Source organism: Silanimonas lenta DSM 16282 (assembly GCF_000429065.1).
GTDB lineage: Bacteria > Pseudomonadota > Gammaproteobacteria > Xanthomonadales > Xanthomonadaceae > Silanimonas > Silanimonas lenta.
Genome location: NZ_AUBD01000011.1, coordinates 52536 through 77509 on the forward strand (window position 1 = coordinate 52536; position 24974 = coordinate 77509).

At 72.3% G+C, this 24974-nt stretch carries 16 protein-coding genes and 1 riboswitch; of the genes, 9 read left to right on the plus strand and 7 right to left on the minus strand.

The annotated features are described in order from the left end of the window. Positions 1-144 precede the first annotated feature (144 nt). From G408_RS0107050 to malQ, 5 genes are all read left to right on the plus strand, one after another. A complete protein-coding gene (locus tag G408_RS0107050) occupies positions 145-2892 on the plus strand; it encodes an alpha-1,6-glucosidase domain-containing protein (RefSeq protein WP_051282723.1) in 2748 nt (915 codons plus the stop codon). An 81-nt stretch (positions 2893-2973) separates the two neighbouring features. Next, a complete protein-coding gene (locus tag G408_RS13620) occupies positions 2974-5466 on the plus strand; it encodes a glycogen/starch/alpha-glucan phosphorylase (RefSeq protein WP_051282724.1) in 2493 nt (830 codons plus the stop codon). Next, positions 5459-7687, plus strand: coding sequence for a 1,4-alpha-glucan branching protein GlgB (gene glgB, locus G408_RS0107060; RefSeq protein ID WP_028770522.1), 2229 nt, complete (start codon positions 5459-5461; stop codon positions 7685-7687). The genes G408_RS13620 and glgB overlap by 8 nt, the downstream gene beginning before the upstream one ends. Continuing rightward, the gene (gene glgX / locus G408_RS0107065) at positions 7684-9852 is read left to right on the plus strand and encodes a glycogen debranching protein GlgX (RefSeq protein ID WP_028770523.1); all 2169 of its coding nucleotides are present in this window, start codon (positions 7684-7686) and stop codon (positions 9850-9852) included. Before glgB ends, glgX begins: the two co-directional genes overlap by 4 nt. After that, complete coding sequence (gene malQ / locus G408_RS13625; RefSeq protein WP_037412669.1) at positions 9852-11372, plus strand: 4-alpha-glucanotransferase; 1521 nt, start codon at positions 9852-9854, stop codon at positions 11370-11372. The genes glgX and malQ overlap by 1 nt, the downstream gene beginning before the upstream one ends. A 16-nt stretch (positions 11373-11388) precedes the next feature. Here malQ and G408_RS14775 read toward each other — a convergent pair whose 3' ends face one another. The 6 genes from G408_RS14775 to G408_RS13640 form a co-directional block, all read right to left on the minus strand. Further along, entirely contained in the window at positions 11389-12015 is a 627-nt protein-coding gene (locus tag G408_RS14775) for a DUF4136 domain-containing protein (protein WP_169719213.1), read from the minus strand. 20 nt (positions 12016-12035) lie between these two features. Then, positions 12036-12632: a DUF4136 domain-containing protein gene (locus G408_RS0107080; RefSeq protein WP_051282726.1), complete on the minus strand. Its 597-nt coding sequence runs from the start codon at positions 12630-12632 to the stop codon at positions 12036-12038. A 104-nt stretch (positions 12633-12736) separates the two neighbouring features. Next, a complete protein-coding gene (locus tag G408_RS13635) occupies positions 12737-13204 on the minus strand; it encodes a DUF1810 domain-containing protein (RefSeq protein WP_051282728.1) in 468 nt (155 codons plus the stop codon). 4 nt (positions 13205-13208) lie between these two features. Then, positions 13209-15089: a phosphomethylpyrimidine synthase ThiC gene (gene thiC / locus G408_RS0107090; RefSeq protein WP_028770526.1), complete on the minus strand. Its 1881-nt coding sequence runs from the start codon at positions 15087-15089 to the stop codon at positions 13209-13211. Between the two features lie 57 nt (positions 15090-15146). Beyond that, positions 15147-15241: riboswitch (TPP riboswitch) on the minus strand. Between the two features lie 150 nt (positions 15242-15391). Further along, positions 15392-18466: an efflux RND transporter permease subunit gene (locus G408_RS0107095; RefSeq protein ID WP_028770527.1), complete on the minus strand. Its 3075-nt coding sequence runs from the start codon at positions 18464-18466 to the stop codon at positions 15392-15394. 6 nt (positions 18467-18472) lie between these two features. Then, positions 18473-19666: an efflux RND transporter periplasmic adaptor subunit gene (locus tag G408_RS13640; protein WP_084628118.1), complete on the minus strand. Its 1194-nt coding sequence runs from the start codon at positions 19664-19666 to the stop codon at positions 18473-18475. 73 nt (positions 19667-19739) lie between these two features. On the opposite strand from G408_RS13640, the gene G408_RS0107105 reads away from it, so the two are divergent. The 3 genes from G408_RS0107105 (at position 19740) to G408_RS0107115 (ending at position 22575) form a co-directional block, all read left to right on the plus strand. Beyond that, complete coding sequence (locus G408_RS0107105) at positions 19740-20378, plus strand: TetR/AcrR family transcriptional regulator (protein ID WP_028770528.1); 639 nt, start codon at positions 19740-19742, stop codon at positions 20376-20378. Between the two features lie 114 nt (positions 20379-20492). Then, positions 20493-21146, plus strand: coding sequence for a protein-L-isoaspartate O-methyltransferase family protein (locus G408_RS0107110; protein WP_028770529.1), 654 nt, complete (start codon positions 20493-20495; stop codon positions 21144-21146). Between the two features lie 25 nt (positions 21147-21171). Continuing rightward, positions 21172-22575: a TolC family outer membrane protein gene (locus G408_RS0107115; RefSeq protein WP_028770530.1), complete on the plus strand. Its 1404-nt coding sequence runs from the start codon at positions 21172-21174 to the stop codon at positions 22573-22575. Between the two features lie 24 nt (positions 22576-22599). On the opposite strand, the gene waaA is transcribed toward G408_RS0107115, so the two are convergent. After that, entirely contained in the window at positions 22600-23898 is a 1299-nt protein-coding gene (waaA, locus tag G408_RS0107120; protein ID WP_037412671.1) for a lipid IV(A) 3-deoxy-D-manno-octulosonic acid transferase, read from the minus strand. Between the two features lie 74 nt (positions 23899-23972). On the opposite strand from waaA, the gene lpxL reads away from it, so the two are divergent. Further along, positions 23973-24914, plus strand: coding sequence for an LpxL/LpxP family Kdo(2)-lipid IV(A) lauroyl/palmitoleoyl acyltransferase (gene lpxL / locus G408_RS0107125; protein WP_028770532.1), 942 nt, complete (start codon positions 23973-23975; stop codon positions 24912-24914). Positions 24915-24974: the final 60 nt, after the last annotated feature.

A 24974-nucleotide genomic window follows, 5' to 3' on the forward strand; every position in this document is an offset into this window, starting at 1 on the left:
CGGGCCACCCAAGGCCGCCAGCTTTAACCGAAGGCCGCGCCCCCTGTCCACGTGAAGACGCCCGCAAGGACGCGGTTTCGCGCCCCCGGCGCAGCGCATACGTATGCAAAGCGCCCGGCCAGCGCCCCGGCCTAGGATGCGGCGATGGACACCCCCCTCGCCCACCGGCGGCTGCGTGCCGCGCGCTTCCTCGCCGCCCTGCTCGCGGCCCTTGCCCTGCCACCGGCCACGGCGCTCGACGGGCCACTCGCCGCCGAATGCCGGGTGCCCGGTGGCGCCACCCTGCTGGAGGCCTGGCCGGATGGCCTGCCCGCGGCGCAGCAGGCGGTCTGGCTGGATGGAGAACGGCTGCGCTGGCAGGCGCCGGAGGAGGCCGCGCGACTCGTCCTGGTGGCCCCGGCGGGCGGCCGGAGTCTGGCGCCTGGCACCCGCCTCGCGGACGGGGATGGGCTGCGCCGGCTGGGCGCGGTGGACGCGCCCGACGAAGTGGACGCACGCTTCAGCCATGTGCCGGGCCGGGTGTTCCGGCTCGATCGCCCGCTGGAGGCCTCAGACTGGGAGGCGCCCCCGCTGGTGGCCGCCCTCGATGCCGATGGCCGGGTACTGGCGGCCACCGGGGTGCAGCTCGCCGGGGCGCTCGACGCGGTCTTCGCTCCTCATACCAACGCCACGCCACTGGGGGCAACGCTGGCCGACGGGCACACCCGGTTCGCCCTCTGGGCGCCCACTGCCGCCGCGGTGCGGCTCTGCCTGTTCGATGCCGGGGGCACGCTGGAGCAGGCTGGCGTGCAGGTGCTGCCAATGACGAAAACGGCACGCAGCGGCCTTTGGCAGATCGGGCAGCCCGGCAGCCTGCATGGCCGGCGCTACGCCTTCCTCGTCGAGGTCTGGGTGCCGGGGCTCGGGCGGGTGCGCAACCGCGTGACCGACCCCTATGCCCTCGGCCTCGTGGCCGACTCCCGTGCCGCCGTGGTGCTGGATCTCGCGCATCCCGAGACCCGGCCCGCGGGCTGGGGCAGCACGCCCGTACCCGACACCGTGCAGGCGAACACCGACCTCGTGATCTACGAACTGCACGTACGCGATTTCTCCCGCGACGATGCCAGCGTGCCGGCAGAACACCGCGGCCGCTACCTCGCCTTCACCCATGCCGACAGCCTCGGCATGCGGCATCTGAAACGGCTGGCGGCGGCCGGCCTGACCGACGTGCACCTGCTGCCGGTCTACGACCTCGCCTCGGTGCCGGAGCAGGGCTGCCTCGAACCCGCGCTGCCGCCCGATGCCGCGCCCGACTCGCCGACGGTGCAGGCGGTGGTGGGGGAGGTGCGTGGGCGCGACTGCTTCAACTGGGGCTATGACCCCTGGCACTACACCGTACCGGAAGGCAGCTACGCCACGGATCCGGACGATGCCGCCGGCCGGGTGCGCGAATTCCGCGCCATGGTGCAGGCCCTGCACGCGGCCGGCCTGCGCGTGGGCCTCGACGTGGTCTACAACCACACCATGGCCGGCGGCCAGGACACGCAGTCGGTGCTCGACCGCATCGTGCCCGGCTACTACCACCGCCTCGATGCCGAAGGGGCCATCACCACTTCCACCTGCTGCCCCAATACCGCCACCGAAGCGCGGATGATGGCGCGGCTGATGATCGACTCGGCGGTGGTCTGGGCCCGCGACTACCGCATCGACGGCTTCCGCTTCGACCTCATGGGCCACCAGCCGAAGGCGGCGATGCTGGCCCTGCAGCAGGCGGTGGACGCCGCCGCCGGCCGCCGCATCCGCCTCATCGGCGAGGGCTGGGACTTCGGCGAGGTGGCCGATGGCGCGCGCTTCGTGCAGGCCTCGCAGCGCTCGCTTCCGGGCAGCGGCATCGGCACCTTCAGCGACCGCATGCGCGATGCCGCCCGCGGCGGCGGCGCCGGCGACCGGGGCGAGGGACTCCTGCAGCAGGGCTGGCTCTCCGGCCTGCACTTCACCCCGAACGCCGCCCACCAGGCACAGCCCGCGGCCGCCAGCGAAGCGGCGCTGCGCGCCCTCGACGACCGCATCCGCATCGGGCTGGCCGGCAGCCTGCGCGAGTACGCGATGCAAGGCGCGGATGGCGAAACACGGCCGCTCTCCGCCTTCGCCTACGGCGACCAGCCCGCCGGCTATGTGGCCGAGCCGGGCGAGGTGGTGAACTACACCGAGAACCACGACAACCTCACCCTGTTCGACAGCAACGCCCTGCGCCTGCCGCTGGAGACGACGCCGATGGAGCGGGCGAAGGTGCAGGTGCTCGGCAATGCACTGGTGTTGCTCTCGCAAGGCATCGCCTACCTGCATGCCGGGCAGGAGCTGATGCGCAGCAAGTCGCTGGACCGCAACAGCTACGACTCCGGCGATGCCTTCAACCGCATCGACTGGTCGTATTCCACCAACCACTTCGGCATCGGCCTGCCGCCGGCCTGGGACAACGAGGACAGCTGGCCCTGGATGGCCCCGGTGCTGGCCCGCGCCGAGACCATCGCCCCCGGCCCGGAGGCGATCCACCACGCCGTGGAAGGCACCCTCGCCCTGCTGCGCATCCGCCGCGCAGAACCCCTGCTGCGCCTGGAACGCGCCAGCGAGGTGCAGGCCGCGCTGCGCTTCCACAACACCGGGCCGGAGAGCCTGCCCGGCCTGGTGGTGGGCCAGCTCGACGGCCATGCCCTGCCGGCCGCGCATCCGGCCCACGGCCGCGAGCTGCTCTACCTGCTGAACACCGCGCCGAAGGAGCGCCGCCTCGCCCTGCCGTCCCTCGGCGAAGGCTGGCGCCTGCACCCAGACCTCGATGGCCTCGTCGAGGCCCCGGTGCCGCAGGCCGGGCAGTTCGTGGTGCCGGGCCGTTCGGCGCTGGTCTTCGTGCGTTGATCGGCGCCCTCGGGCCACCTCGGGGGATGAATACGTTTTCAGCCTGCGCCCGCCCAGGGAGGCGGCACTAAGCTCCCGCGGATGGACACTGCCCCTGCTTCCGCCCCGGCCAGCGCACCGGCCACCGACGCCCTCGTGGCCCTGTTCCGCCGTGCACTGGCCGTGCACACCGCCGAGGGCCGGCAGCCGCCCGCCCGCGCCGTGCTGCAGGCCGCGGCCGAAGCCTGCCGCGGCCTGCTCGCCGAGCGCTGGGCCACCACCCAGGCGAAGGATGCAAAGCGCGGAGCCGGACAGCGCCGCGTGCACTACCTGTCGATGGAGTTCCTGATGGGTCGTGCCCTGCGCAATGCGATCGCCGCGCTGCGCCTGGAGCCGGCGCTAAAGGAGGAACTCGCGCGTCACGGCGTTTCGCTGGCCGACGTGCTCGAGGCCGAGCCGGATGCCGCCCTCGGCAATGGCGGGCTGGGCCGCCTCGCCGCCTGCTTCCTCGACAGCTTCGCCGAGCTCGGCCTGCCGACCTTCGGCTACGGCCTGCGCTACCGCTACGGCATGTTCGCCCAGGGCCTGCAGGACGGCATGCAGGTAGAGCGCCCCGACGACTGGCAGCGCGAAGGCACGCCCTGGGACGTGGAACGGCCTGGGATCGGCTTCGTGGTGGGCTTCGGCGGCCGGGTCGAGGCCGAGGCCGACGGCACCCGACGCTGGCTGCCGGCCGAACGCCTGCGCGCCCGCGCCTTCGACTTCATCGTCCCGGCGCATGGCCATGGCCATGTGGCCACCCTGCGCCAGTGGGAAGCACGCGCCGAGCAGCCGATCGACTTCGCGGCCTTCTGCCGGGGCGAGCACGCCGCCGCCGGCGCCGCCCAGCTCGCCGCCGACACTCTGAACTGGGTGCTCTACCCCGACGACAGCACCGAGGAAGGCCGCCTGCTGCGGCTGAAGCAGGAAGCCTTCCTGGTCAGCGCCTCGCTGCAGGACCTGGTGGCCCGCCATCTCGCCGAGGGCCGGCCGCTTTCCGAGCTGGGCCGCGCCAATGCCATCCACCTCAACGACACCCATCCGGCGCTGGCTCCGGCCGAGCTGATGCGGCTGCTGCTCGACGAACACGGCCTCGGCTGGGACGAGGCCTGGGCGATCACCCGCCAGGCCGTGGCCTACACCAACCACACCCTGATGCCGGAGGCGCTGGAAACCTGGCCGGTGTGGATGTTCGAGCGCCTGCTGCCGCGCCACCTCGAGATCATCTACCGGATCAACCATGCCTTCCTCTCCGAGGTGCGCGAGCGCGTTCCCGGCGACGAGGCCCTGGTGCGGCGCGTCTCGATCATCGACGAGGAGCATGGCCGGCGGGTGCGCATGGCCGCGCTCGCCGTCGTCGCCTCGCAGCGGGTGAACGGCGTGGCGAAACTGCACTCGCAGCTGATGGTCGAGACGATCTTCGCCGACTACGCCCGGCTCTTCCCCGGGCGCTTCACCAATGTCACCAATGGCGTCACCCCGCGGCGCTGGCTCCAGCAGTGCAATCCGGGGCTCTCGGCCCTGCTCGATTCGGCGATTGGAGACGAATGGCGCCGCGATCTTTCCGCCCTCTCGGCACTGCGCGGCAAAGCCGGTGATCCCGCGCTCGGCCAGCGCCTTGCGTCGGTGAAGCGCGCCAGCAAGCAGGCGCTCGCCGCCCGCATCCAGCGCGAACTCGGCATCGCCGTCGATACCGACAGCCTGTTCGACGTGCAGATCAAGCGCATCCACGAGTACAAGCGCCAGCTGCTGAACCTGCTGCACGTGGTGCACCGCTATCAGGCCATGCTGGCGAACCCGGAAGGGCCGGAGGGCCGGGGCTGGACGCCACGCACGGTGATCCTCGCCGGCAAGGCCGCCAGCGCCTACGCGGCGGCGAAGCAGATCGTCCGCCTCGCCCATGACATCGGCCGTGTCATCAACGCCGATCCGCGCCTCGAAGGGCGGCTCAAGCTCGTCTTCCTGCCGAACTACGGCGTCTCGCTGGCCGAAGCCATCATCCCGGCGGCAGACCTCTCCGAGCAGATCAGCACCGCCGGCACCGAGGCGAGCGGCACCGGCAACATGAAGTTCGCCATGAACGGAGCGCTGACCATCGGCACCTGGGACGGCGCCACCATCGAGATGGCGCAGCACATCGGCGAGGCGGACGTGTTCGTCTTCGGTCTGCGCGCCGACGCGGTGGCCACGCTCAAGGCCACGGGCTACGACCCGCGCTGGGTGGCCGCGCAGCAGCCGGCCCTCATGACCGTGCTGGAGGCCATCGGCAACGGCGCCTTCAGCCCCGGCGAACCGGGCCGCTACCGCGCCCTCGTCGATGGCCTGCTGAACCGCGACCCCTACCTGCTGCTCGCCGACTTCGCCGACTACGTGGCCACCCAGTCGCGGGTGGATGCCCTCTACCGCGACCCCGTGGCCTGGAACGCGGCGGTGCTGCGCAACCTCGCCGGCATGGGCTTCTTCTCCGCCGACCGCACCGTAGCCGAGTACGCCGCGCACATCTGGTCGCCGCCGCCGGCCATGCCGCCCCGGGCGGATCCGCAGCGGAATGCTTGATCCGGCCTCCGTCGCGGCCCTGCTCGCGGCGCGCCACGCCGATCCCTTCGCCGTGCTCGGCCTGCATGCCGGTCCGGAGGGCGCGCTATGGCTGCGCGCCCTGCTGCCCGGCGCGGAGGCGGTGGAGGTGCTGGAGGCTGCGAGCGGCCGGCCTCTCGCCACGCTGGCGCCGCGACGGCTCGAGACGGACGGCGGCCCCGTGCCCACGCCGCTGTTCGAGGCCCGCATCCCGCGCCGGCGCCAACGCTTCGACTACCGGCTGCGGGTGCGCTGGGCCGGGGGTGGCGAAGGCGTATACGCCGATGCCTATGCCTTCCCGCCCCTGCTCGACGAGGACGAGCTGCGCGCCTTCCACGAGGGCCACCACACCCGGCCGCAGCGCTTCCTCGGCGCCCATGCCATGACGGTGGCCGGCGTGGCCGGCGTCCGCTTCGCCGTCTGGGCACCGAATGCCCGCCGGGTATCGGTGATCGGCGATTTCAACGCCTGGGACGGCCGCCGCCACCCGATGCGCCTGCGCCATGCCGCCGGGGTCTGGGAGCTGTTCGTGCCCCATGCGGCGCCGGGCGATCTGTACAAGTACGAGCTGCTGGATGCCAATGGCAGCCTGCTGCCGGCCAAGGCCGATCCCTATGCCTTCGCCAGCGAGCTGCGGCCGGGCAATGCCAGTCGCGTGGCCTCTCCGCGCGCGGACACGCCACTGCCCGCCGGCCGTGCCGGGCACAACCATGCCGCGGCACCGATCAGCGTCTACGAGGTGCACCTCGGCTCCTGGGGCCACCCCGACCTCGCTGCCGCCACGGCCGAGCGCCCGCACTGCGCCGAACACACGGCCCGCAGCGGTTTTCCACACTGGGACGCGCTGGCCGCGGTGCTGCCGGCCTATGCCGCCTCGCTGGGCTTCACCCACCTCGAGCTCCTACCCATCACCGAGCATCCCTTCGACGGCAGCTGGGGCTACCAGACCCTGGGCCAGTTCGCGCCCACGGCCCGCTTCGGCGAACCGGAAGGCTTTGGCCGCTTCGTCGCCGCCTGCCATGCCGCCGGGCTGGGCCTGATCCTCGACTGGGTGCCGGCGCATTTCCCGCGCGATGCCCACGGCCTCGGCCGCTTCGACGGCACCGCGCTCTACGAGTACGCCGATCCGCGCGAGGGCGAGCACCGCGACTGGGGCACGCTGATCCCCAACTTCGGACGCAACGAGGTGCGCTGCTTCCTCACCGGCAGCGCCCTGCACTGGCTGGAGCACTGGGGCGTGGATGGCCTGCGCGTCGATGCCGTGGCCTCGATGCTCTACCGCGACTACTCGCGCGGCGAGGGCGAATGGCTCCCGAACGCGCAGGGCGGCCGCGAGAACCTCGAGGCCATCGCGCTCCTGCGCCACATCAACACGGTGATCGGCCGCGAATGCCCGGGCGCCATCACCCTGGCCGAGGAATCGACGAGTTTCCCCCTCGTCTCGGCGCCAGTGCATGCCGGCGGCCTTGGCTTCCACTTCAAGTGGAACATGGGCTGGATGAACGACACGCTGCGCTACCTGCGCGAGGATCCCGTGCACCGGCGCTGGCACCACGACCTCATGAGCTTCGGCCTGGTGTACGCCTTCAGCGAGCACTTCGTGCTGCCGCTCTCGCACGACGAGGTGGTGCACGGCAAGGGCTCGCTGCTCGGCAAGTGCCCCGGCGACGACTGGCAGCGCTTCGCCACCCTGCGCGCCTACTACGGTTTCCAGTGGGGCCACCCGGGCAAGAAGCTGCTGTTCATGGGCCAGGAGTTCGGCCAGCCCGGCGAATGGCGGCACGATGCGGCCCTGCCCTGGGCACTGCTCGAAGACCCGCGCCATGCCGGCCTGCAGGCGCTGGTGCGCGACCTCAATGCCCTGTACCGCGCCAGCCCGGCCCTGCACCGGCTGGATTCGGACGCCGCAGGCTTTGAATGGCTCGTCGCCGACGACCGCGAGCACAGTGTGTTCGCCTGGCTGCGCCGCGATGGCCGGGGCGATCGCGCGATCGTGGCCTGCAATTTCACGCCGGTGCCGCGCCATGGCTACCGCCTGCCGCTCCCGGCCGATGCCCACGGCCCCTGGCAGGAGGTGCTGAACACCGATGCGCCCCTCTATGGCGGCAGCGGCGTTGGCAACCCCGGCCGGCTCGATCCCGAGGACGGGGCGCTGCGGCTCGACCTGCCGCCGCTCGCCACCCTGGTGCTGCGCCCGGCATGAAAGCGGCAACGGCCAGCCCCCATCCGCTCCGGCCCGGGCCCCAGGCGCCGCTCGGCGCCTGGCCGCGGGCCGGCGGCGTGGATGTCGCCGTGCACTCGCAGCATGCCGAGGCCATCGAGCTCTGCCTGTTCGACGAGGACGGCCTCCACGAGCACACCCGCCTCGCCCTGCATCCGGGCGAGGACGGCGTGTTCCATGGGCGGCTGGAAGGTGCCGGCCCGGGCCTGGTCTACGGCCTGCGCGCCCACGGCCCCTACCGCCCCGAGGCCGGCCTGCGCTTCAACCCGGCCAAGCTGCTGCTCGATCCCTATGCCCGGGCCCTGGTGGGCCACTTCTCATGGCGGCCAGAGCATCTGGGCTGGGCGGCGAGCCACCCGCAGGGCCGCCGCCCCGACCCGCGCGACAACGCCGCCTTCGCCCTCAAGGCCCGCGTGCCGGAACCCCCGGCGCCGCTCGCCGATGGCCTCGTGCTGCGCCCGGCCCGGCAGCCCCGGCGGCCACTGCGCGAGAGCGTGCTCTACGAACTCGGCGTGCGTGGCTTCACCATGCGCCTGCCGGGCATTCCCGAGGCCCTGCGCGGCACCTTCGCCGGCCTCGCGCATCCGGCGGCCATCGCGCGCCTGAAGGCGCTCGGCATCACCACCCTCTCGCTGCTGCCGGTGATGGAGTGGCTGGACGAAGCGCCGCTCGCCGCACGCGGCCTGAAAAACCTCTGGGGTTACAACCCGCTCGCCTTCTTCTGCCCGGCGCGGCGCCTCTGCGCCGATCCTGACGACGCCATCGGCGAGTTCCGCCGCATGGTGGCCCGCCTGCAGCAGGAGGGCTTCGAGGTGCTGCTCGATGTGGTGCTGAACCACAGCGCGGAGGGCGACAAGCACGGCCCGACCCTGTCCTTCCGCGGGCTCGACAATCCGAGCTGGTACCGCCTCGTCGAGGACGACCGCAGCCGCTACGAGAACCTGAGCGGCTGCGGCAACACCCTGCGCCTCGAGCACCCGCGCACCACCCAGTTCGCCCTCGACGTGCTGCGCTACTGGGTGGAGACGATGGGCGTGGACGGCTTCCGCTTCGACCTCGCCGCCGCGCTCGGCCGCACCCGCCACGGCTTCGATCCCGATGCGCCCTTCTTCGTCGCCCTGCGCCAGGACCCGGTGCTGGCGCAGGTGCATCTGGTGGCCGAGCCCTGGGATGCCGGGCCCGGCGGCTACCAGCTCGGCCGCTTCCCCGGCCGCTTCGCCGAATGGAACGACCGCTTCCGCGACGGCGTGCGCGGCTACTGGCTGGGGGCGGCGGCAAGGATCGCCGGCGCGCCCGCGCCCCCGGTGCCGCGCAGCGAGTTCGCCCGCCGCTTCACCGCGTCCAGCGACGGCTTCCAGCACGGCCGGCGCCGGCCGACGGCGAGCGTGAACTACGTCGCCGCCCACGATGGCCGGCCGCTGGCCGACGTGCTGGCCTATGCCGAACGCCACAACGAAGCCAATGGCGAGCACAACCGCGACGGCCATGCCCACGAGGTCTGCGCCAATTTCGGCGTGGAAGGCCCAAGCGACGATCCTGGCCTGCTCGAGACCCGGCGCCGCCTGCGCCGCGCCCTGCTCGCCACTACCCTGCTCGCCCAGGGCACGCCGATGCTCTGGGCCGGCGACGAGGTGGGCAACAGCCAGCAGGGCAACAACAACGCCTACTGCCAGGACACCCCGCTGGGCTGGACCGACTGGTCCGGCCTCGGCGGGCCGGAGGACGCCAGCGCCCTCATCCGGGCACTGATCGCCCTGCGTGCAGACGAACCCTACCTGCGCTGGCCAGACTGGTTCCCCGCCGAGCCCGGAGAGGACGAGCCGGCCATCGACTGGCTGCGCCCCGATGGCCAGCCGCTCACGCTGGAGGACTGGCACGACACCGGAGGCCGCGCCTTCGCCTGCCGGCTGCGGCCGGCGGGCCGCGCCCTGCCGCGCGGCGCCATCCTCTTCAACCCCGAGCCCGACGCGCTCGACTTCCACCTGCCCGGTGGGCCCTGGGAACTGCAGATCGAGACCTCCGGCACGTTCCCCCTGCCGGGCAGCCCCGACACACTGCCGCCCCCCGTGTTCACGGGCCCCGTGCCCGTCCCCGCCTACAGCCTCATGGTGCTTCGGCGCCACTCGCCTCCCTCGGAGCCGACCTGATGTTCGATCTCGACCAGCGCGCCGCCGGCGTGCTCCTGCATGTCACCTCCCTGCCCGGCCCGCACGGCATCGGCGACTTCGGCCCGGATGCCTTCCGCTTCGTCGACTGGCTCTCGGACGCCGGGCAGACGCTCTGGCAATGGCTGCCGGTGAACCCCATCGGTCCTGGCAACTCGCCCTACCAGAGCGTTTCGGCCTTCGCCGGCAGCCCGCTGATGATCGCGCTGGAAGGCCTGGTGGCGAAGGGCTGGCTCGCAACGCCCTGTTTGCCCGAAGGCGGCTTCGATGCCCACCGCGTCGACTTCGGCCGGGTGGTGGCCTGGCGCAGCGCGCGGCTGCGCGAGGCCTATGCCGGCTTCCTTGCCAAGCACGACCCCGGCGAGCGTGCCGCCCTCGCCGCCTGGGCCGAGGCCGAGGCCTACTGGCTCGAGGACTATGCCCTGTTCATGGCGCTGGAAACCGCGCATGGCGGGCAGCCCTGGTGGACCTGGGCACCGTCGCTGCGCGACCGCGAGCCCGCCGCACTGGCCGCGGCCCGCCGCGAGCATGCCGCCGAGATCGGCTACTGGACCTGGGTGCAGTGGTGCTTCGATACGCAGGCCACGGCGCTCAAACGCTACGCCAACGGGCGCGGCATCGCCATCATGGGCGACCTGCCGATCTACATCGCCCACCACAGCGCCGACTGCTGGGCGCGGCCCGATCTCTACCAGCTCGATTCGCAAGGCCAGCCCACCGCGGTGGCCGGCTGCCCGCCGGATGCCATGGCCCCCACCGGCCAGCGCTGGGGCAACCCGCTGTACCGTTGGGAGCGGATGGCGTCCGAAGGCTTCGCCTGGTGGACCGACCGCGTACGCCGCGCGCTCGGCCTCGCCGATGTGTTCCGCATCGACCACTTCCGCGGCTTTGCCGGCTATTACGAGATTCCCGCGAGCTGCCCCACGGCCGAGGAAGGCCGCTGGGTGCCCGGCCCTGGCAAGGCCCTGTTCGATGCCATCGAGAAGGCACTGGGCCCGCTACCGATCGTGGCCGAGGACCTCGGCCTCATCACCCCGGACGTGGTCGAACTGCGCGATGGCTGCGGCTTTCCCGGCATGGCCATCCTGCAGTTCGCCTTCGGCGGCGATGCCTCCGACCCCTTCCTGCCGCACCACTACCGGCGCAATACCGTGGCCTACACCGGTACCCACGACAATGACACCGTGCGCGGCTGGTGGAACGCCGCCTCGGCGCACGAACGCCATTTCGCCGGCAGCTATCTTGCCGCCGGCGGGCACGACATCCACTGGGCGATGATCCGCGCCTGCGCCAACTCGGTGGCGAACTTCGCGGTGTTCCCCCTGCAGGACGTGCTCGGCCTCGATACCGCGCACCGCATGAACATCCCGGGCACCATGGGGGATCACAACTGGAGCTGGCGCTTCACCTGGCCGATGGTCGATGAGGAGGCAAAGCGCGTGCTCGGCCTCATCACCGCCACCAGCGGACGCGGCCCCTGGGCGCTGGCCGGCACCGGCTGAGCCGGGCGCGAGAGGCTCAGTAAGACGGCGCCTCGCCCTGCCGCGGCAGGGCCAGCATCACCCGCTCCAGCGCCGCCTGCAGGGCCTCGCCCTCGGCACCGCGCCCCACCCGCGGCAGGTCCACGCTGCCGGTCCAGACCACCCGGCGTGCCGCCACGTCCACCACGTCCACCGCCAGCGCACCCGGCAGGCGCCCGGCATCGCGCGGGCCGCCGCCCAGCGGAATGCCCACGCCCACACCGCCCGAGACCCGGCCGCTGCCAAAACCGGTGCCGAGGCCGAGACTGACGCTGGGGCGGCTGCGCCGCGGCGCCTCGGCGGGAGCCGGCACCACGTTCAGGCGCAGGGCCGGACGCTCCGGATCGAGGCGGTAGCCCCTGGCCTCCATCTCGCGCCGCAGCACGGCGCGGGCGCGCTCGCCGGCCAGCGTGCCGTAGCCCTCGCGCTCCAGGGCCATCGGCTCGTAGAAGGCGAAGGTGGCGTAGCGAAAGACCTCCGCCCCCGGGGCCTGCTCGGCCACCACCGGGGCGGTGCCGGCGCAGCCGGCAAGCCCTCCGAGTGCCAGCACGGCGGCAAGCAGCGGCACGAGCCGCGACGACGGCGCCCGGACGGGCGTGGCGGGAAGGAGGCGGGACGGAGACACGGCGACCATGCGCAATCGCCTCAGCGCGCCGCCGGCGCAGCGGCGCCGGCGCGGTACGGGAAGGCCTCGAAGATCGCGGCCACGGCGCGGGCCGCACGCTCGCGGCGCTCGGCCGGGGTGCGGCCAGCCGCGCTGCCCACCGCCACGCCCTCCCAGACCAGGCGCTTCTCGCGGGCATCCACCAGGTCCACGTTCACCGTGCCCTCGCGGTAGCGCACCAGCTCGGCGCGCTCGCGGTGGATCGGCACCGCCACGTAAGCACGGGCCCGATAGCTGTAGTACCAGCCAAAGTCCACCTCGGGCACGCGCACGATGTCGGCCTTCTCCTCGACGAAGGCATTGAGGTTCACCCGCAGGTCGGGCGCCTCGGGCTGGTAGACGTAGCCGCGGGCCTCCATCTGCCGGCGCGCCTCGGCGCGCAGCTGCTCGCTGAGCAGGGTGGAGTAGCCGGAGTCCTCCAGCGCCAGCGGCTCGAAGAAGGCGAAGCTGCGGTAGCGCGAGAAATCCGCTTCCGCGCTGCCATCGGTGCTCACCCGCGGCCCGGTGGCGCAGGCGGCGAGCAGCAGGGCGGTGGCAAAGGGCAGGAAGACGCGGGAGATGCGGTGCAGGATCGTCATGGCCGGCCTCGTTGGAGGATAGGGGGCGATGCTCCGATGCTACGCGCCGGCGGGCGGCCGATGCAGCGCCCCGGCTGCCGTTCCGCCCCGCGGTTTCCCGGGGTTCAGGGATGTCCAGACGGCGGCATCCCCTCGTCCTCGTCGGCCAGCCGCAGGAGGGTGAGGGCATCCGGGCGGCCGCCAAAGGCTCGGCGCAGCAGGGCCATGAAGGCGGGCTCGCCGGGCGCCGCCGCGGCGAACAGGGTGAGGCAGGAGCGCAGCTTCAGGGCATCGGTCTTGCCGAACAGGGCTTCGGGATCGCGCAGGTCTTCCGCCAGCAGGCAGGCCACGGCCGCCCGCAGGCGCGGGCCGAGCAGCGGATGGGCGAGGTAGGCCCGGGCCTCGGCCAGCCCGGAAAGACCGAAGCGCTGCGAGGCCTCGCTCTCGCCCAGGCCGCGAAGCTGCGGGAACACGAACCACATCCAGTGGCCGTGCTTGCGCCCGGCGCGCAGCTCGTCGAGCACTTCGTCCCAGACCGGGGCCTGGGCCTCGACGAAGCGCCGCAGACCGAAGGGATCGGCGGCGCCCGTCATCGCCTCAGTCCTTGCGGTAGACCTGCGCGCCCTGGGCGCGGAACTCGGCCGCCTTTTCGGCCATGCCCTGCGCCAGGGCCTCGGTTTCCGCGGCCACGCCTTTCTCCGCGGCGTAGTCGCGCACGTCCTGGGTGATCTTCATCGAGCAGAAGTGCGGGCCACACATGGAGCAGAAATGCGCCACCTTGTGCGCCTCCTTCGGCAGGGTCTCGTCGTGGTAGGCGCGGGCACGCTCGGGGTCGAGGCCGAGGTGGAACTGGTCTTCCCAGCGGAACTCGAAACGTGCCTTGGACAGCGCGTTGTCGCGCGCCTGCGCGCCCGGGTGGCCCTTGGCCAGATCCGCCGCGTGCGCGGCGATCTTGTAGGCCATGATGCCCTCGCGCACGTCCTCGCGGTTCGGCAGGCCGAGGTGCTCCTTCGGCGTCACGTAGCAGAGCATGGCCGTGCCGTACCAGCCGATCATCGCCGCGCCGATGGCGCTGGTGATGTGGTCGTAACCCGGCGCGATGTCGGTGGTGAGCGGCCCCAGGGTGTAGAACGGCGCCTCGCCACACTCGCGCAGCTGCTTGTCCATGTTTTCCTTGATCAGCTGCATCGGCACATGGCCGGGGCCCTCGATCATGGTCTGGACGTCGTGCTTCCAGGCGATCTTCGTGAGCTCGCCAAGCGTCTCCAGCTCGCCGAACTGCGCGGCGTCGTTGGCATCGGCGATCGAGCCGGGGCGCAGGCCGTCGCCGAGCGAGAAGGCCACGTCGTAGGCCTTCATGATCTCGCAGATCTCCTCGAAGTGGGTGTAGAGGAAATTCTCCTTGTGGTGCGCCAGACACCACTTGGCCATGATCGAGCCGCCACGGCTGACGATGCCGGTGACGCGCCGGGCGGTGAGCGGCACGTAGCGCAGCAGCACGCCGGCATGGATGGTGAAGTAGTCCACGCCCTGCTCGGCCTGCTCGATCAGCGTGTCGCGGAACAGCTCCCAGGTGAGTTCCTCGGCCCTGCCATCCACCTTCTCCAGCGCCTGGTAGATCGGCACCGTGCCGATGGGGACGGGACTGTTGCGGATGATCCACTCGCGGGTCTCGTGGATGTGCTTGCCGGTGCTGAGATCCATCACCGTGTCGGCCCCCCAGCGGATCGCCCACACCAGCTTCTCCACTTCCTCGGCAATGCCGGAGCTGACCGCCGAGTTGCCGATGTTCGCGTTGATCTTCACCAGGAAGTTGCGGCCGATGATCATCGGCTCCAACTCCGGGTGGTTGATGTTGGCCGGGATGATGGCGCGGCCGCGGGCCACCTCCTCACGCACGAACTCCGGCGTGATGCGCTCCGGCAGTCGGGCGCCGAAGCCCTCGCCCGGGTGCTGGCGCAGCAGGTGGGCCTCGCGGATCGCGTCCAGCCGCTGGTTCTCGCGGATGGCGACGAACTCCATCTCCGGCGTGATGATGCCGCGCCGGGCATAGTGCATCTGGGTGACATTGGCCCCGGCCCGGGCGCGGCGCGGCAGGGCACGGCCCGGGAAGCGCAGGGCATCCAGCCTCGGGTCCTGCTCGCGGGCGCGGCCGAAGGCCGAGGACAGGGCCGGCAGGGGCTCGCTGTCGCCGCGCTCGCCGATCCAGCGCGCGCGCAGCGGCGGGAGGCCGCGGGCAAGGTCGATGGATGCCGCAGGATCGGTGTAGGGCCCCGAGGTGTCGTAGACCACGAAGGGCGCGTTCTTCTCCACGCCTACGGTGCGCGGGGTATCGGCAAGGCGGATCTCGCGCATCGGCACACGGATGTCGGGACGCGAGCCCTCCACGTGGATCTTCACCGAACCGGGGATGGGGCGGGTGACTTCTTCGGAGAGCTGGCGGGTACGGTCCAGCAGGTCCTGGGCGACGGCATTCATTTCGGTGCGCTCTGCTTGGGGCCCCGATGGGGCATGGGAGGCGGGCAGGAGCGCACGGCCGGCGCGTCGAAGGCTCCCTACGGCGGTGTTACCCGCATCAGGTTCGAAGGGTCTCTCTCAGCCCGCCCAGGCGGGCACCCCTGCTTCCGCCCGGCATTAGACCGCGAAATGCCGGCCGGCGCCATGCCATGCCGGGAAGCCCCGCAAGGCCTCGGTGCGCGGGGTCCGCCGCCGGGCCGCCGTCTTCCAGGGGAGGGAGTCGGGCGGCCGGCGACCCGGCGGCGGGAACCTCGAGGCTGCGCTCAGTAGCGCGGCATGGCCGGCGGAGCCTGGATGCGGAACCAGGCGGCGTAGAGCGCCGGCAGGAACAGCAGGGTGAGCGCCGTGGCCACGATCAGCCCGCCCATGATGGCGACCGCCATCGGACCGAAGAACACCGAGCGCGAGAGCGGGATCATGGCCAGCACGGCGGCGAGCGCGGTGAGCACGATGGGGCGGAAGCGCCGCACCGTGGCCTCCACCACCGCCTCGAAAGGCGTGTGCCCGGCGGCGATGTCGTGCTCGATCTGGTCCACCAGGATCACCGAGTTGCGCATGATCATGCCCGAGAGGGCGATGGTGCCGAGCATGGCCACGAAGCCGAAGGGCACCTGCGGGACGAGCAGGAACCAGACCACGCCGATCAGGCCGAGCGGCGCGGTGAGCAGCACCATCAGCGTGCGCGAGAAGCTGCGCAGCTGCAGCATCAGCAAGGTCACCACGGCGAACAGGAACAGCGGCATGCCGGCGGCCACCGACTTCGAGCCGCGCGCCGAGTCCTCCACCGTGCCGCCGGTCTCGAGCAGATAGCCCGGCGGCAGGACCGCGCGGATGTCCTCGAGGGTGGGCAGGATCTGCGCCGTCACCGTAGGCGGAGTGACGTGCCCGGCGATGTCGGCGCGCACCGTCACCGTCGGCAGGCGGTTGCGGTGCCAGATGATGCCCGGCTCGAATCCATAGTCGATGCGCGCCACCTGCGAGAGCGGCACGCTCTTGCCGCTGGCCGTGGGCACCGCCAGCGAGCCCAGCAGCGAGAGCCGGGTGCGCTCCTCCTCGGGCCCGCGCAGCAGGATCTCGATCAGCTCGTTGCCCTCGCGGTAGGTGCTCACCGGGGTGCCGGAGAGCGAGCCGCGCAGAAAGGCCGCCACCTGGGCCGAACTCACGCCCAGCGCGCGGGCGCGGTCCTGGTCGATCTCCAGCCGCACCACCTTGCTCGGCTCGTCCCAGTCGAGGTTGACGTTGCGCGTATGCGGGTTGGCCTCCACCCTGGCGCGCACCTCGCGGGCGATCCTGAGCACCTCGTCGACATGCTCGCCGGAGACCCGGAACTGCACCGGGAAGCCCACCGGAGGGCCGTTCTCGAGCCGGGTGACGCGCCCCTGCAGCTCCGGGAACTCGTGCTCGAGAAGCTCGGCCAGCCAGGCCTTCAGCCGCTCGCGGGAATCGAGATCGGTCGTGGTGATGACGAACTGGGCGAAGTTCGCCTGCGGCAGCTTCTGGTCCAGCGGCAGGTAGAAGCGCGGCGAGCCAGAGCCGATGTAGGCCACGAAGTTCTCGATGCCCTCCTGCCCGACGAGCCGCTGCTCCAGCCGGCGGGCCGCGGCCTCGGTGGCCTTGAGCGAGGCGCCCTCGGCGAGCTCGAGATCGACCATCAGCTCGAGCCGGGTGGAGGCGGGGAAGAACTGCTGCGGCACGAAGCGGAACAGCGCCAGCGAGACGAGGAAGACCGCGAGGGTGGCCGCGATCACCGTCTTGCGGTGGCGCACGCACCAGGCCACGAGGGCGCGGAAGCGGGCATAGAAGGGCGTGTCGTAGGGGTTGCCGCCGCCATGCTTCGCCAGCAGGGCCTCGCGGCTCGGCAGCAGCTTGTCGCCGAGGTAGGGAACGAACACCACCGCGGCGATCCACGACAGCAGCAGGGCCAGCACCACCACCTGGAAGATCGAGCGGGTGTACTCGCCGGTACTGGAGGCGGCGGTGGCGATCGGCAGGAAGCCGGCAGCGGTGATCAGGGTGCCGGTGAGCATCGGGAAGGCCGTGCTCTCCCAGGCGAAGGCCGCGGCGCGGAGCCGATCGAAGCCCTGCTCCATCTTCACCTGCATCATCTCGATGGCGATGATGGCATCGTCCACCAAGAGGCCGAGGGCGAGGATCAGGGCGCCGAGCGAGATCTTGTGCAGGCCGATGCCGAGGAAGTGCATGGCGGTGAAGGTCATGGCCAGCACCAGCGGGATCGACAGCGCCACCACCAGGCCGGAGCGCAGGCCGAGGCTGAGGAAGCTCACCAGGAGCACGATGGCCACCGCCTCGGCCAGCACCTTCACGAACTCGCCCACCGAGCGCCGCACCGCCGCCGGCTGGTCGTTCACCTTGGAGAGCGTCATACCGGCCGGCAGGGTGCCCTGGATGCGCTCGAACTCGGCCGAGAGGCGCTTGCCGAGCTGGATGATGTCGCCGCCCTCGCGCATCGAGACGCCGATGCCGATGGCGTCCTTGCCCATGAAGCGCATGCGCGGCGCCGCAGGATCGATGAAGCCGCGCTTGACCTCGGCCACGTCGCGCAGGCGGAAGGTGCGGTCACCCACCCGGATCGGGAACTGGCGCACCGCCTCCACGGAATCGAAGGCACCGGAGACGCGCAGCTGCACCCGGTCGCTCGCGGTCTCGAAGAAGCTGGCGCCCACCACCGCGTTCTGCTCGTCGATGGCGCGCTGCACCGCATCCAGCGGCACGCCGAGCGTGGCGAGCTTGGTGTTGGACAGCTCGATCCAGATCTTCTCGTCCTGCAGGCCGATCAGCTCCACCTTGGCCACGTCGGGCACCCGGTGCAGCTCGAGCTCGATGCGCTCGGCATAGTCCTTGAGCGTGGCGTAGTCGAGGCCCTCGGCCTGCAGGGCGTAGATGTTGCCGAAGGTGTCGCCGAACTCGTCGTTGAAGAAGGGGCCGACGACGCCCGGCGGCAGGGTGTGGCGGATGTCGCCGATCTTCTTGCGCGCGGTGTACCAGAGCTGCGGCAGCTCCTTCGACACCATCGAGTCCTTGGCCATGAACATCACCAGCGACTCACCGGCGCGCGAGTACGAGCGGATGAACTCGTACTGCCCGGTCTCCATCAGCTTCTTCTCGATGCGGTCGGTGAGCTGGCTGGCGACCTCCTCGGCAGTGGCACCAGGCCAGAGGGTGCGCACCACCATGACCTTGAAGGTGAAGGGCGGGTCTTCCGACTGCCCGAGGCGCTGGTAGCTGAAGAGGCCGGCGATGGCCAGCACCACCATGGCATAGAGCACGAGGGCGCGGTTCTTCAGCGCCCAAGCCGAGAGATTGAAGGCGGAGGCCATGCGCGCTTACCCGGCGAGCGCGGCATTGACCCGGGCAGCCCCGGCCTCGAGCGCGGCGGCGGCCTCGTCGGCCTCCGCCCCCGGCGCCCGCCCCGGCTCGACCGGGCGGTTGTCGCGGTCGACGGGGCGCACGCGCTGACCGTCCTCGAGCAGGTGCACGCCGCTCACCACCACCCAGTCCCCAGGCTGCAGGCCAGAGAGCACCGGCACCTGGGTCTCGCCGAAGGGCCCGGTACGCACCGGCACCCGGCGCAGCACCCCGCCTTCGCGCACCACGAAGACCACCGGGCTGCCGTCCGCCTCGGTGAGCGCCGAGAGCGGCACGCCGAGCGCGGCGGCCGCGGCATTGGCGGCATAGACGCGGGCGCTCTGCCCCAGCTCCACGCGCACGTCCGCGGGCAGTTCCAGGGTGACGCGGGCGGCATAGGTACGGGCGGCCGGATCGGCCGCCGGGGCGATCTCGCGGATCCGGCCCGGCACCCGCCGGCCCGGCGCCGCCCAGAGCTCCACCGCCACCGCCTGCCCCACCTCGAAGCGGCCCACCGCGGCCTCCGGCAGGGCGATGGCCACCTCGCGCTCGCCGTCCTCGGCGAGGCCGAACACGGTCTGGCCGGCGGCCACCACCTGCCCGGCCTCGACGCTGCGGGTGGCGATCACGCCGGCCGCCGGGGCACGCAGCTGGCCGTAGGCCGCCTGGTTGCCGGCCACGTCGAGCTGGGCGCGGGCCTGGGCGACCCGTGAATTGGCCGCATCGAGCGCGCTCCGGCGGGCATCGAACAGCGAGCGGCTCACCAGCTGGCGCTCGAACAGCACCTTCACCCGCTCGAACTCCGCGGCGGCCAGCCGGGCATCGGCCTCGGCGGCGGCGAGCTGGGCCTGGGCGGCCTCGCGGTTCAGGCGCAGGTCTTCGGCATCCAGTTCGGCCAGCACCTGCCCCTCGGCCACGCGGTCGCCCACCTCGACCAGGCGCCGCGCCACCTTGCCGCCGACCCGGAAGGACAGCGGGGTTTCGTGGCGGGCGCGGATCTCGCCGGCGAAGGCCTGCACGGCATCGGTGGCCGGCTCGGGCTGCTGCACCAGCACCGGCCGCGGCGGCGGGCCGGCCTCCTCACCAGCGCCGCAGGCGACGAGGAGGAACGGGAGCGCCAGGGCAGCCAGGGCCAGGCGCAGGCCGGCGAGACGGGACGGGGGGGCGGGCATGGGAAGACCACAATTCGTGAACCGGCCGGTATGGTATAGTTAGTGAACTTGGCAGTTCAATAAACTTTGCGTGATGAGCAGCCCCCGCGCCGCCAGCCCCGGCCGCCCCAAGGACCCCGAGAAGCGCGCCGCCCTCGTCGAGGCCGCCGGCCAGCTGTTCTGCGAGCACGGTTTCGAGGCAGTGAGCCTCGAGGCCATCGCCCAGGCCGCCGGGGTCTCCAAGCTGACGATCTACAGCCACTTCGGCGACAAGGAGGGGCTGTTCACCGCCGCCGTGGAGGCGCGCTGCGAATGCCAGCTGCCGCATGGCCTGTTCGAGCGCCCGGCCGACCTGCCGATCGACGAGGCCCTGCGGCAGATCGGCACGGCCTTCGTCGACCTCGTGTTCAGCGACGAGGCGGTCAAGCTGATGCGGATGATGGCGGCGCAGGCCGGGCAGTCCACGCGGCTCGCCGAGCTCTACTACCAGGCCGGGCCGAAGCGGGCGCTGGAGGAGATGGAATGCTTCCTGCGCGAGGCCCAGCGCCGCGGCCAGCTCGCCCTCGACGACCCGAAGACCGCCGCCGCGCAGTTCTTCGTGCTGCTGAAGGGGCTGGCGCACTTCCGCTGCCTGATCGGCCTGCAGCCGCCGCCCGACGAGGCCGGCCGCCGCGCCCACGTCGAGCGCTGCGTGGCCCTGTTCCTGAAGGCCTTCGCCCCGGAGCGGCCATGACCTCCGTCCCGGTGACCTTCGTCACTGCCGCCCCACGCCCGCCTGCGGCACCCTGCCAGCGTCCTTCAGGCCGCGCCGATACACTATGCGGCCCTCTTTCCCGGTAAGCCCGCCATGCCGATCGATTTCAACCAGGCCCGCCACGCGATGGTCGAACAACAGGTCCGCCCCTGGGAGGTGCTGGACCGCCGCGTGCTCGACGTGCTCTCCGAGGTACGCCGCGAGGACTTCGTGCCGGTGCGCCACCGCAAGCTCGCCTTCGCCGACCTCTGCCTGCCGCTCGGGCACGACGAGGTGATGCTGAAGCCGGTGCTGGAGGGCCGGCTGCTGCAGGCCCTCGATCTTGCACCCACCGACGAGGTGCTGGAAATCGGCGCCGGCAGCGGCTTTCTCACCGCCTGCCTCGCCCGCCTGGCGCGTTCGGTCACCGCCATCGAGCTGCATGCCGACTTCGTCGCCGAGGCGCTGCGCCGCCTCGAGGCGCTGAACGCCGTCAATGTCCGCCTCTCGCAGGCCGATGCCCGCGACTGGGACACCGGCCTGCGCTTCGACGCCATCCTGGTGGGCGGCGCGGTGGCCGAGATTCCCGAACGCTTCCTCGCCTGGCTCAAGCCCGGCGGCCGCCTGGTGGCGGTGCGGGGCACGACCCCGGCGCAGGAGGCCGTGTGCCTGCGCAACGAAAGCGCCGGCCCGCGCATCGAGAGCCTGTTCGAAACCGATCTTCCCTACCTGCGCGGCTTCGCCCCGCAGGCCCGCTTCACCCTCTGAATCTCGCATTCCCCAAGGACTCCCCATGCGACTGCGTCCGCTCGTCTCCGCCCTGCTCGCCCTCGGCCTTGCCGCCCCGGCCTGGTCGGCCGATCTGCTGGAAGCCTACGAGCTGGCGCGGCAGGGCGACCCGCAGCTGGCCGCCGCCGAGGCCCGTGCCGCTGCCGCCCGCGCCGGCGTAGACCGCGCCCGCGCCGCCCTGCTGCCGCAGGTGGCCGCCACCGCCAGCCTCACCGACAGCGACGGCGATAGCACGTCCTTCGGTTCGCGCCCCGACGGCTCCGGCGGCGTGGTGTTCGACCGCAACAGCAGCAGCCAGGACAGCCGCAACCGCACCTACGGCATCAACCTCACGCAGTCGGTCTACGACCACGCCAACTACACCCGGCTCAACGCCGCCCGCGCCGCCGCCGCCGAGGCCGAGGCCCAGCGCCTCGCCGCCGAGCAGGCCCTCGCAGTACGCGTGGCCACCGCCTACTTCAACACCCTCACCAGCATCGAGGCCCTGGCCTCGGCGCGGGCCCAGGAGGCCGCGGCCAAGCGCCAGCTCGACCAGGCCGAAACCCGCCTCGAAGTGGGCCTGGCGCCGATCACCGACGTGCACGAGGCCCGCGCCAGCTACGACGGCGCGCGCGCCAATGCCATCGCCGCCGCCACCCGCCTCGACGACGCCCGCGAGGCCCTGGCCGAGATCACCGGCCGGCCGCTCGCCGGTCTGCGCGGCCTGGCGCCCGACTACCAGCCCACCCTGGCCGATACCGAGGGCCTGGAGGCCTGGGTGCAGCGCGCGCTCGAGGGCAACCCCGGCCTGCAGGCGGCGGCCCTGGCCCTCGAGGGAGCCGAGGCCAACGTGGCCACGGCCCGCGCCGGCCACCTGCCCACCCTGAGCCTCTCGGCGGGCCGCAACGACTCCGCCACCTGGGGCAACAACACGGTGGGCGGCATCACCTTCCCCAACGACGCCGCCTCCGACGGCAACCGCGTCGGCCTGACCCTCACCGTACCGATCTTCGCCGGCGGCGCGGTGCAGGCCGGCGTGCGCCAGGCCCTGGCGAGCCGCGACGCCACCGCCGAACAGCTGGAACAGCAGCGCCGCAGCGTCGCCCGCCAGACCCGCAACGCCTACCGCTCGCTGGCCGCCGGCGCCGCCGAGGTGGAGGCGCGCCGCCTCGCCGTGGTCTCGGCCAAGGCCGCGCTGGAAGCCGGCGAGGCCGGACTGGAAGTGGGCACCCGCACCGTGGTCGACGTACTGCTGGCGCAACAGACCCTGTTCGCCGCCCAGACCCAGTTCGCCCAGGCCCGGCACAACTTCCTCGTCAACGAGCTGAGTCTGAAGCAGGCTGCCGGCAGCCTCTCGGTGGAGGACATCCGCTCCGTGAACCGGCTCCTGGTGGCCGATGCCGAGGCCCTGCTCGACGCCACCAAGTAAGCCCGCTGCCGGGCGCTGAAGCCCTCAGCGCCCGGCCAGCACCGCATCGACCAGGGCGAGCGTGCGCTCCAACGCCCCGCGCTCGCGGTCGATGCGCAGGCGACCGGCCTGCCCGCGCCGCCGCGCCGTGGCCGGGTCTTCCCATAGCGCCGTTATCGCGCCGGCGAGGCTTTCGGCGTCCTCGACCGTGACCAGGGCCCCGGCCTCGCGCAGCATGGCCGCGATCTCGGCGAAGTTGAAGGTGTGCGGCCCGCTCAGCACCGGCACGCCGAGCGCCGCCGGTTCGAGCAGGTTGTGGCCACCCACCTCGACCAGGCTGCCGCCGACGAAGGCCACGTCGGCGGCGGCGAGGAAGCCGGACAACTCGCCCAGGCTGTCGATCAGGAACACCGCACAGGCGGCATCGGGCGCCCGCTCCAGACTGCGCCGCCGCAGTGACAGGCCGGCCTCGCGCACGAGTTCGGCCACCGGGCCGAAGCGTTCGGGATGACGCGGCGCCCAGAGTAGCAGGGCCTGGGGCCAGCGCTCGCGCAGGCGCCGATGCGCCTCCAGTACCGCGGCCTCTTCGCCCGCATGCGTGCTGGCCGCCACCCACACCGGCCGCGGGCCGCAGGCATGGCGCCAGGCCAAGGCCTCCTCGCGGGCCGCCGCCGGCAGGGGCTGGTCGAACTTCAGGTTGCCAGTCACCTCGATGCGCACTGCATCGCCCGCCAGTACCCGGAAGCGGGCCGCATCGGCCTCGCTCTGCGCCGCCACCAGGCGCACCGCCGAAAGCGCGAGGCGGATCAGGGGCGCAAGCCAGCGGTAGCCGCGCAGCGAGCGCGCGGAGAGCCGGGCATTGGCGATGACGATGGGGACCCCGGCGCGGGCGCAGGCCACGAACAGGTTCGGCCACAATTCGGTCTCGATCACCACCGCCAGCGCCGGGCGCACGCGCTCGAGGAAGCGCCGCACCATGCCGTGCAGGTCGTAGGGCAGGTAGACGTGGTGCACGCCCTCGCCCCACAGCGCCCGCACCCGCGCCGAGCCGGTGGGCGTGATGGTGGTGACGATAAGGGGCCGGTCGGGGTGGCGCTGGCGCAGCGCGTTCACCAGCGGGATGGCGGCATTCACCTCGCCCACCGAGACCGCATGCACCCAGATCGCGCCCGGCGGCAACGCCGGCAACGCTCCAGGCAAGGCATAGCGCTCGCTCCAGCGCAGCAGGTATCCGCGCTGCCGCAAGCCCCGCCAGACGAGGTGGTAGAGCGTGACCGGCAGCAGGAGCCACAGCAGGGCGGAATAGATCGCCAGCAGCAGGCGCCGGCCAAGGCTCAGGGACATGGGAGAAGCGTAGCAGCGGGCCGGGCGCCGGATCACCGCCCGTACAATCGGCCCTTTCCTCCGTCCTGCCCGGCATGCCCGATCCCGCTCCGCCCCCTGCCCCCCTGCCGCCGCTGCCACCCGGCGCCTGGCATCCGCGGCACTGGCCCGGCTGGCTGGGCGTGGCCTTCGGCTGGTGCGCGGCGCGCCTGCCCACGGCCTTGCAGCATCGCCTGGGCGCCGCCCTCGGAGGGCTGCTGGGCGCACTGGCCCCGCGCCGCCGCCGCGCCATCGCCACCAACCTCGCGCTGTGCTTCCCGGCGCTGGATGCGGCTGGGCGCGCCGCCCTGCTGCGCGAGAACCTGCGGCAGAGCGGTATCGGGCTGTTCGAATTCCTGCGCGCCTGGTGGGGCCGCGTGGGCGAGGCCTCACCGCGCTACACCGTCGAGGGCCTGCAGCACCTCGAAGCCCTGCGCTCGCAGGGCCGCGGCGTGCTCTTGGTCTCGGCACACTTCGTGCACCTCGAACTCTGCGCCCGCCTGCTCACCCGCCACGTGCCGGTGGCCGGCATGTACCGCCCGCATGGCTCGATGGCGATGGAATGGGCGGTGAAGGCCGGCCGCCTGCGCTATGCCTGTGCCATGTTCACCCGCGAGGAACTGCGCCCGGCGCTCAAACACCTCAAGGCTGGCGGCATCCTCTGGTTCGCCCCGGACCAGGAGAGCCGCCGCGGCGAGAGCGTGTTCGTGCCCTTCTTCGGCCGCCCGGCCTGGAGCCTCACCTCCACCCACCAACTCGCCCGCCTCTCCGGCGCCGCGGTCTGCCCCTTCTTCCACGAGCGCCTGCCAGACGGCAGCTACCGCCTCGAGGTGCAGGCCCCGCTGGCCGACTTCCCCACCGCCGACGCCCGCGCCGACACCGCGCGGGTGATGGCGGCGCTGGAAGCCATGATCCGCCGCGCCCCGGCGCAGTATCTGTGGCTGCATCAGCGCTTCAAGACCCAGCCTGCGCTCGAGCGGGGCGCGCTGTATCGCTGAAGATCCGGGCTCCCCCCGCCCAGAGCCCCCCGATGTCGGTCGATTACGCGCTGCAGTGCC

What these genes read in the sequence shown, in the direction of transcription:
- waaA (WP_037412671.1), bottom strand. Translation starts at nt 23,898, where the DNA reads ATGTCCCTGAGCCTTGGCCGGCGCCTGCTGCTGGCGATCTATTCCGCC.
- G408_RS0107110 (WP_028770529.1), top strand. Translation starts at nt 20,493, where the DNA reads ATGCCGATCGATTTCAACCAGGCCCGCCACGCGATGGTCGAACAACAG.
- G408_RS13635 (WP_051282728.1), bottom strand. Translation starts at nt 13,204, where the DNA reads ATGACGGGCGCCGCCGATCCCTTCGGTCTGCGGCGCTTCGTCGAGGCC.
- G408_RS13620 (WP_051282724.1), top strand. Translation starts at nt 2,974, where the DNA reads ATGGACACTGCCCCTGCTTCCGCCCCGGCCAGCGCACCGGCCACCGAC.
- lpxL (WP_028770532.1), top strand. Translation starts at nt 23,973, where the DNA reads ATGCCCGATCCCGCTCCGCCCCCTGCCCCCCTGCCGCCGCTGCCACCC.
- thiC (WP_028770526.1), bottom strand. Translation starts at nt 15,089, where the DNA reads ATGAATGCCGTCGCCCAGGACCTGCTGGACCGTACCCGCCAGCTCTCC.
- malQ (WP_037412669.1), top strand. Translation starts at nt 9,852, where the DNA reads ATGTTCGATCTCGACCAGCGCGCCGCCGGCGTGCTCCTGCATGTCACC.
- G408_RS13640 (WP_084628118.1), bottom strand. Translation starts at nt 19,666, where the DNA reads ATGCCCGCCCCCCCGTCCCGTCTCGCCGGCCTGCGCCTGGCCCTGGCT.
- G408_RS0107105 (WP_028770528.1), top strand. Translation starts at nt 19,740, where the DNA reads ATGAGCAGCCCCCGCGCCGCCAGCCCCGGCCGCCCCAAGGACCCCGAG.
- G408_RS0107080 (WP_051282726.1), bottom strand. Translation starts at nt 12,632, where the DNA reads ATGACGATCCTGCACCGCATCTCCCGCGTCTTCCTGCCCTTTGCCACC.
- glgB (WP_028770522.1), top strand. Translation starts at nt 5,459, where the DNA reads ATGCTTGATCCGGCCTCCGTCGCGGCCCTGCTCGCGGCGCGCCACGCC.
- G408_RS0107050 (WP_051282723.1), top strand. Translation starts at nt 145, where the DNA reads ATGGACACCCCCCTCGCCCACCGGCGGCTGCGTGCCGCGCGCTTCCTC.
- glgX (WP_028770523.1), top strand. Translation starts at nt 7,684, where the DNA reads ATGAAAGCGGCAACGGCCAGCCCCCATCCGCTCCGGCCCGGGCCCCAG.
- G408_RS0107095 (WP_028770527.1), bottom strand. Translation starts at nt 18,466, where the DNA reads ATGGCCTCCGCCTTCAATCTCTCGGCTTGGGCGCTGAAGAACCGCGCC.
- G408_RS0107115 (WP_028770530.1), top strand. Translation starts at nt 21,172, where the DNA reads ATGCGACTGCGTCCGCTCGTCTCCGCCCTGCTCGCCCTCGGCCTTGCC.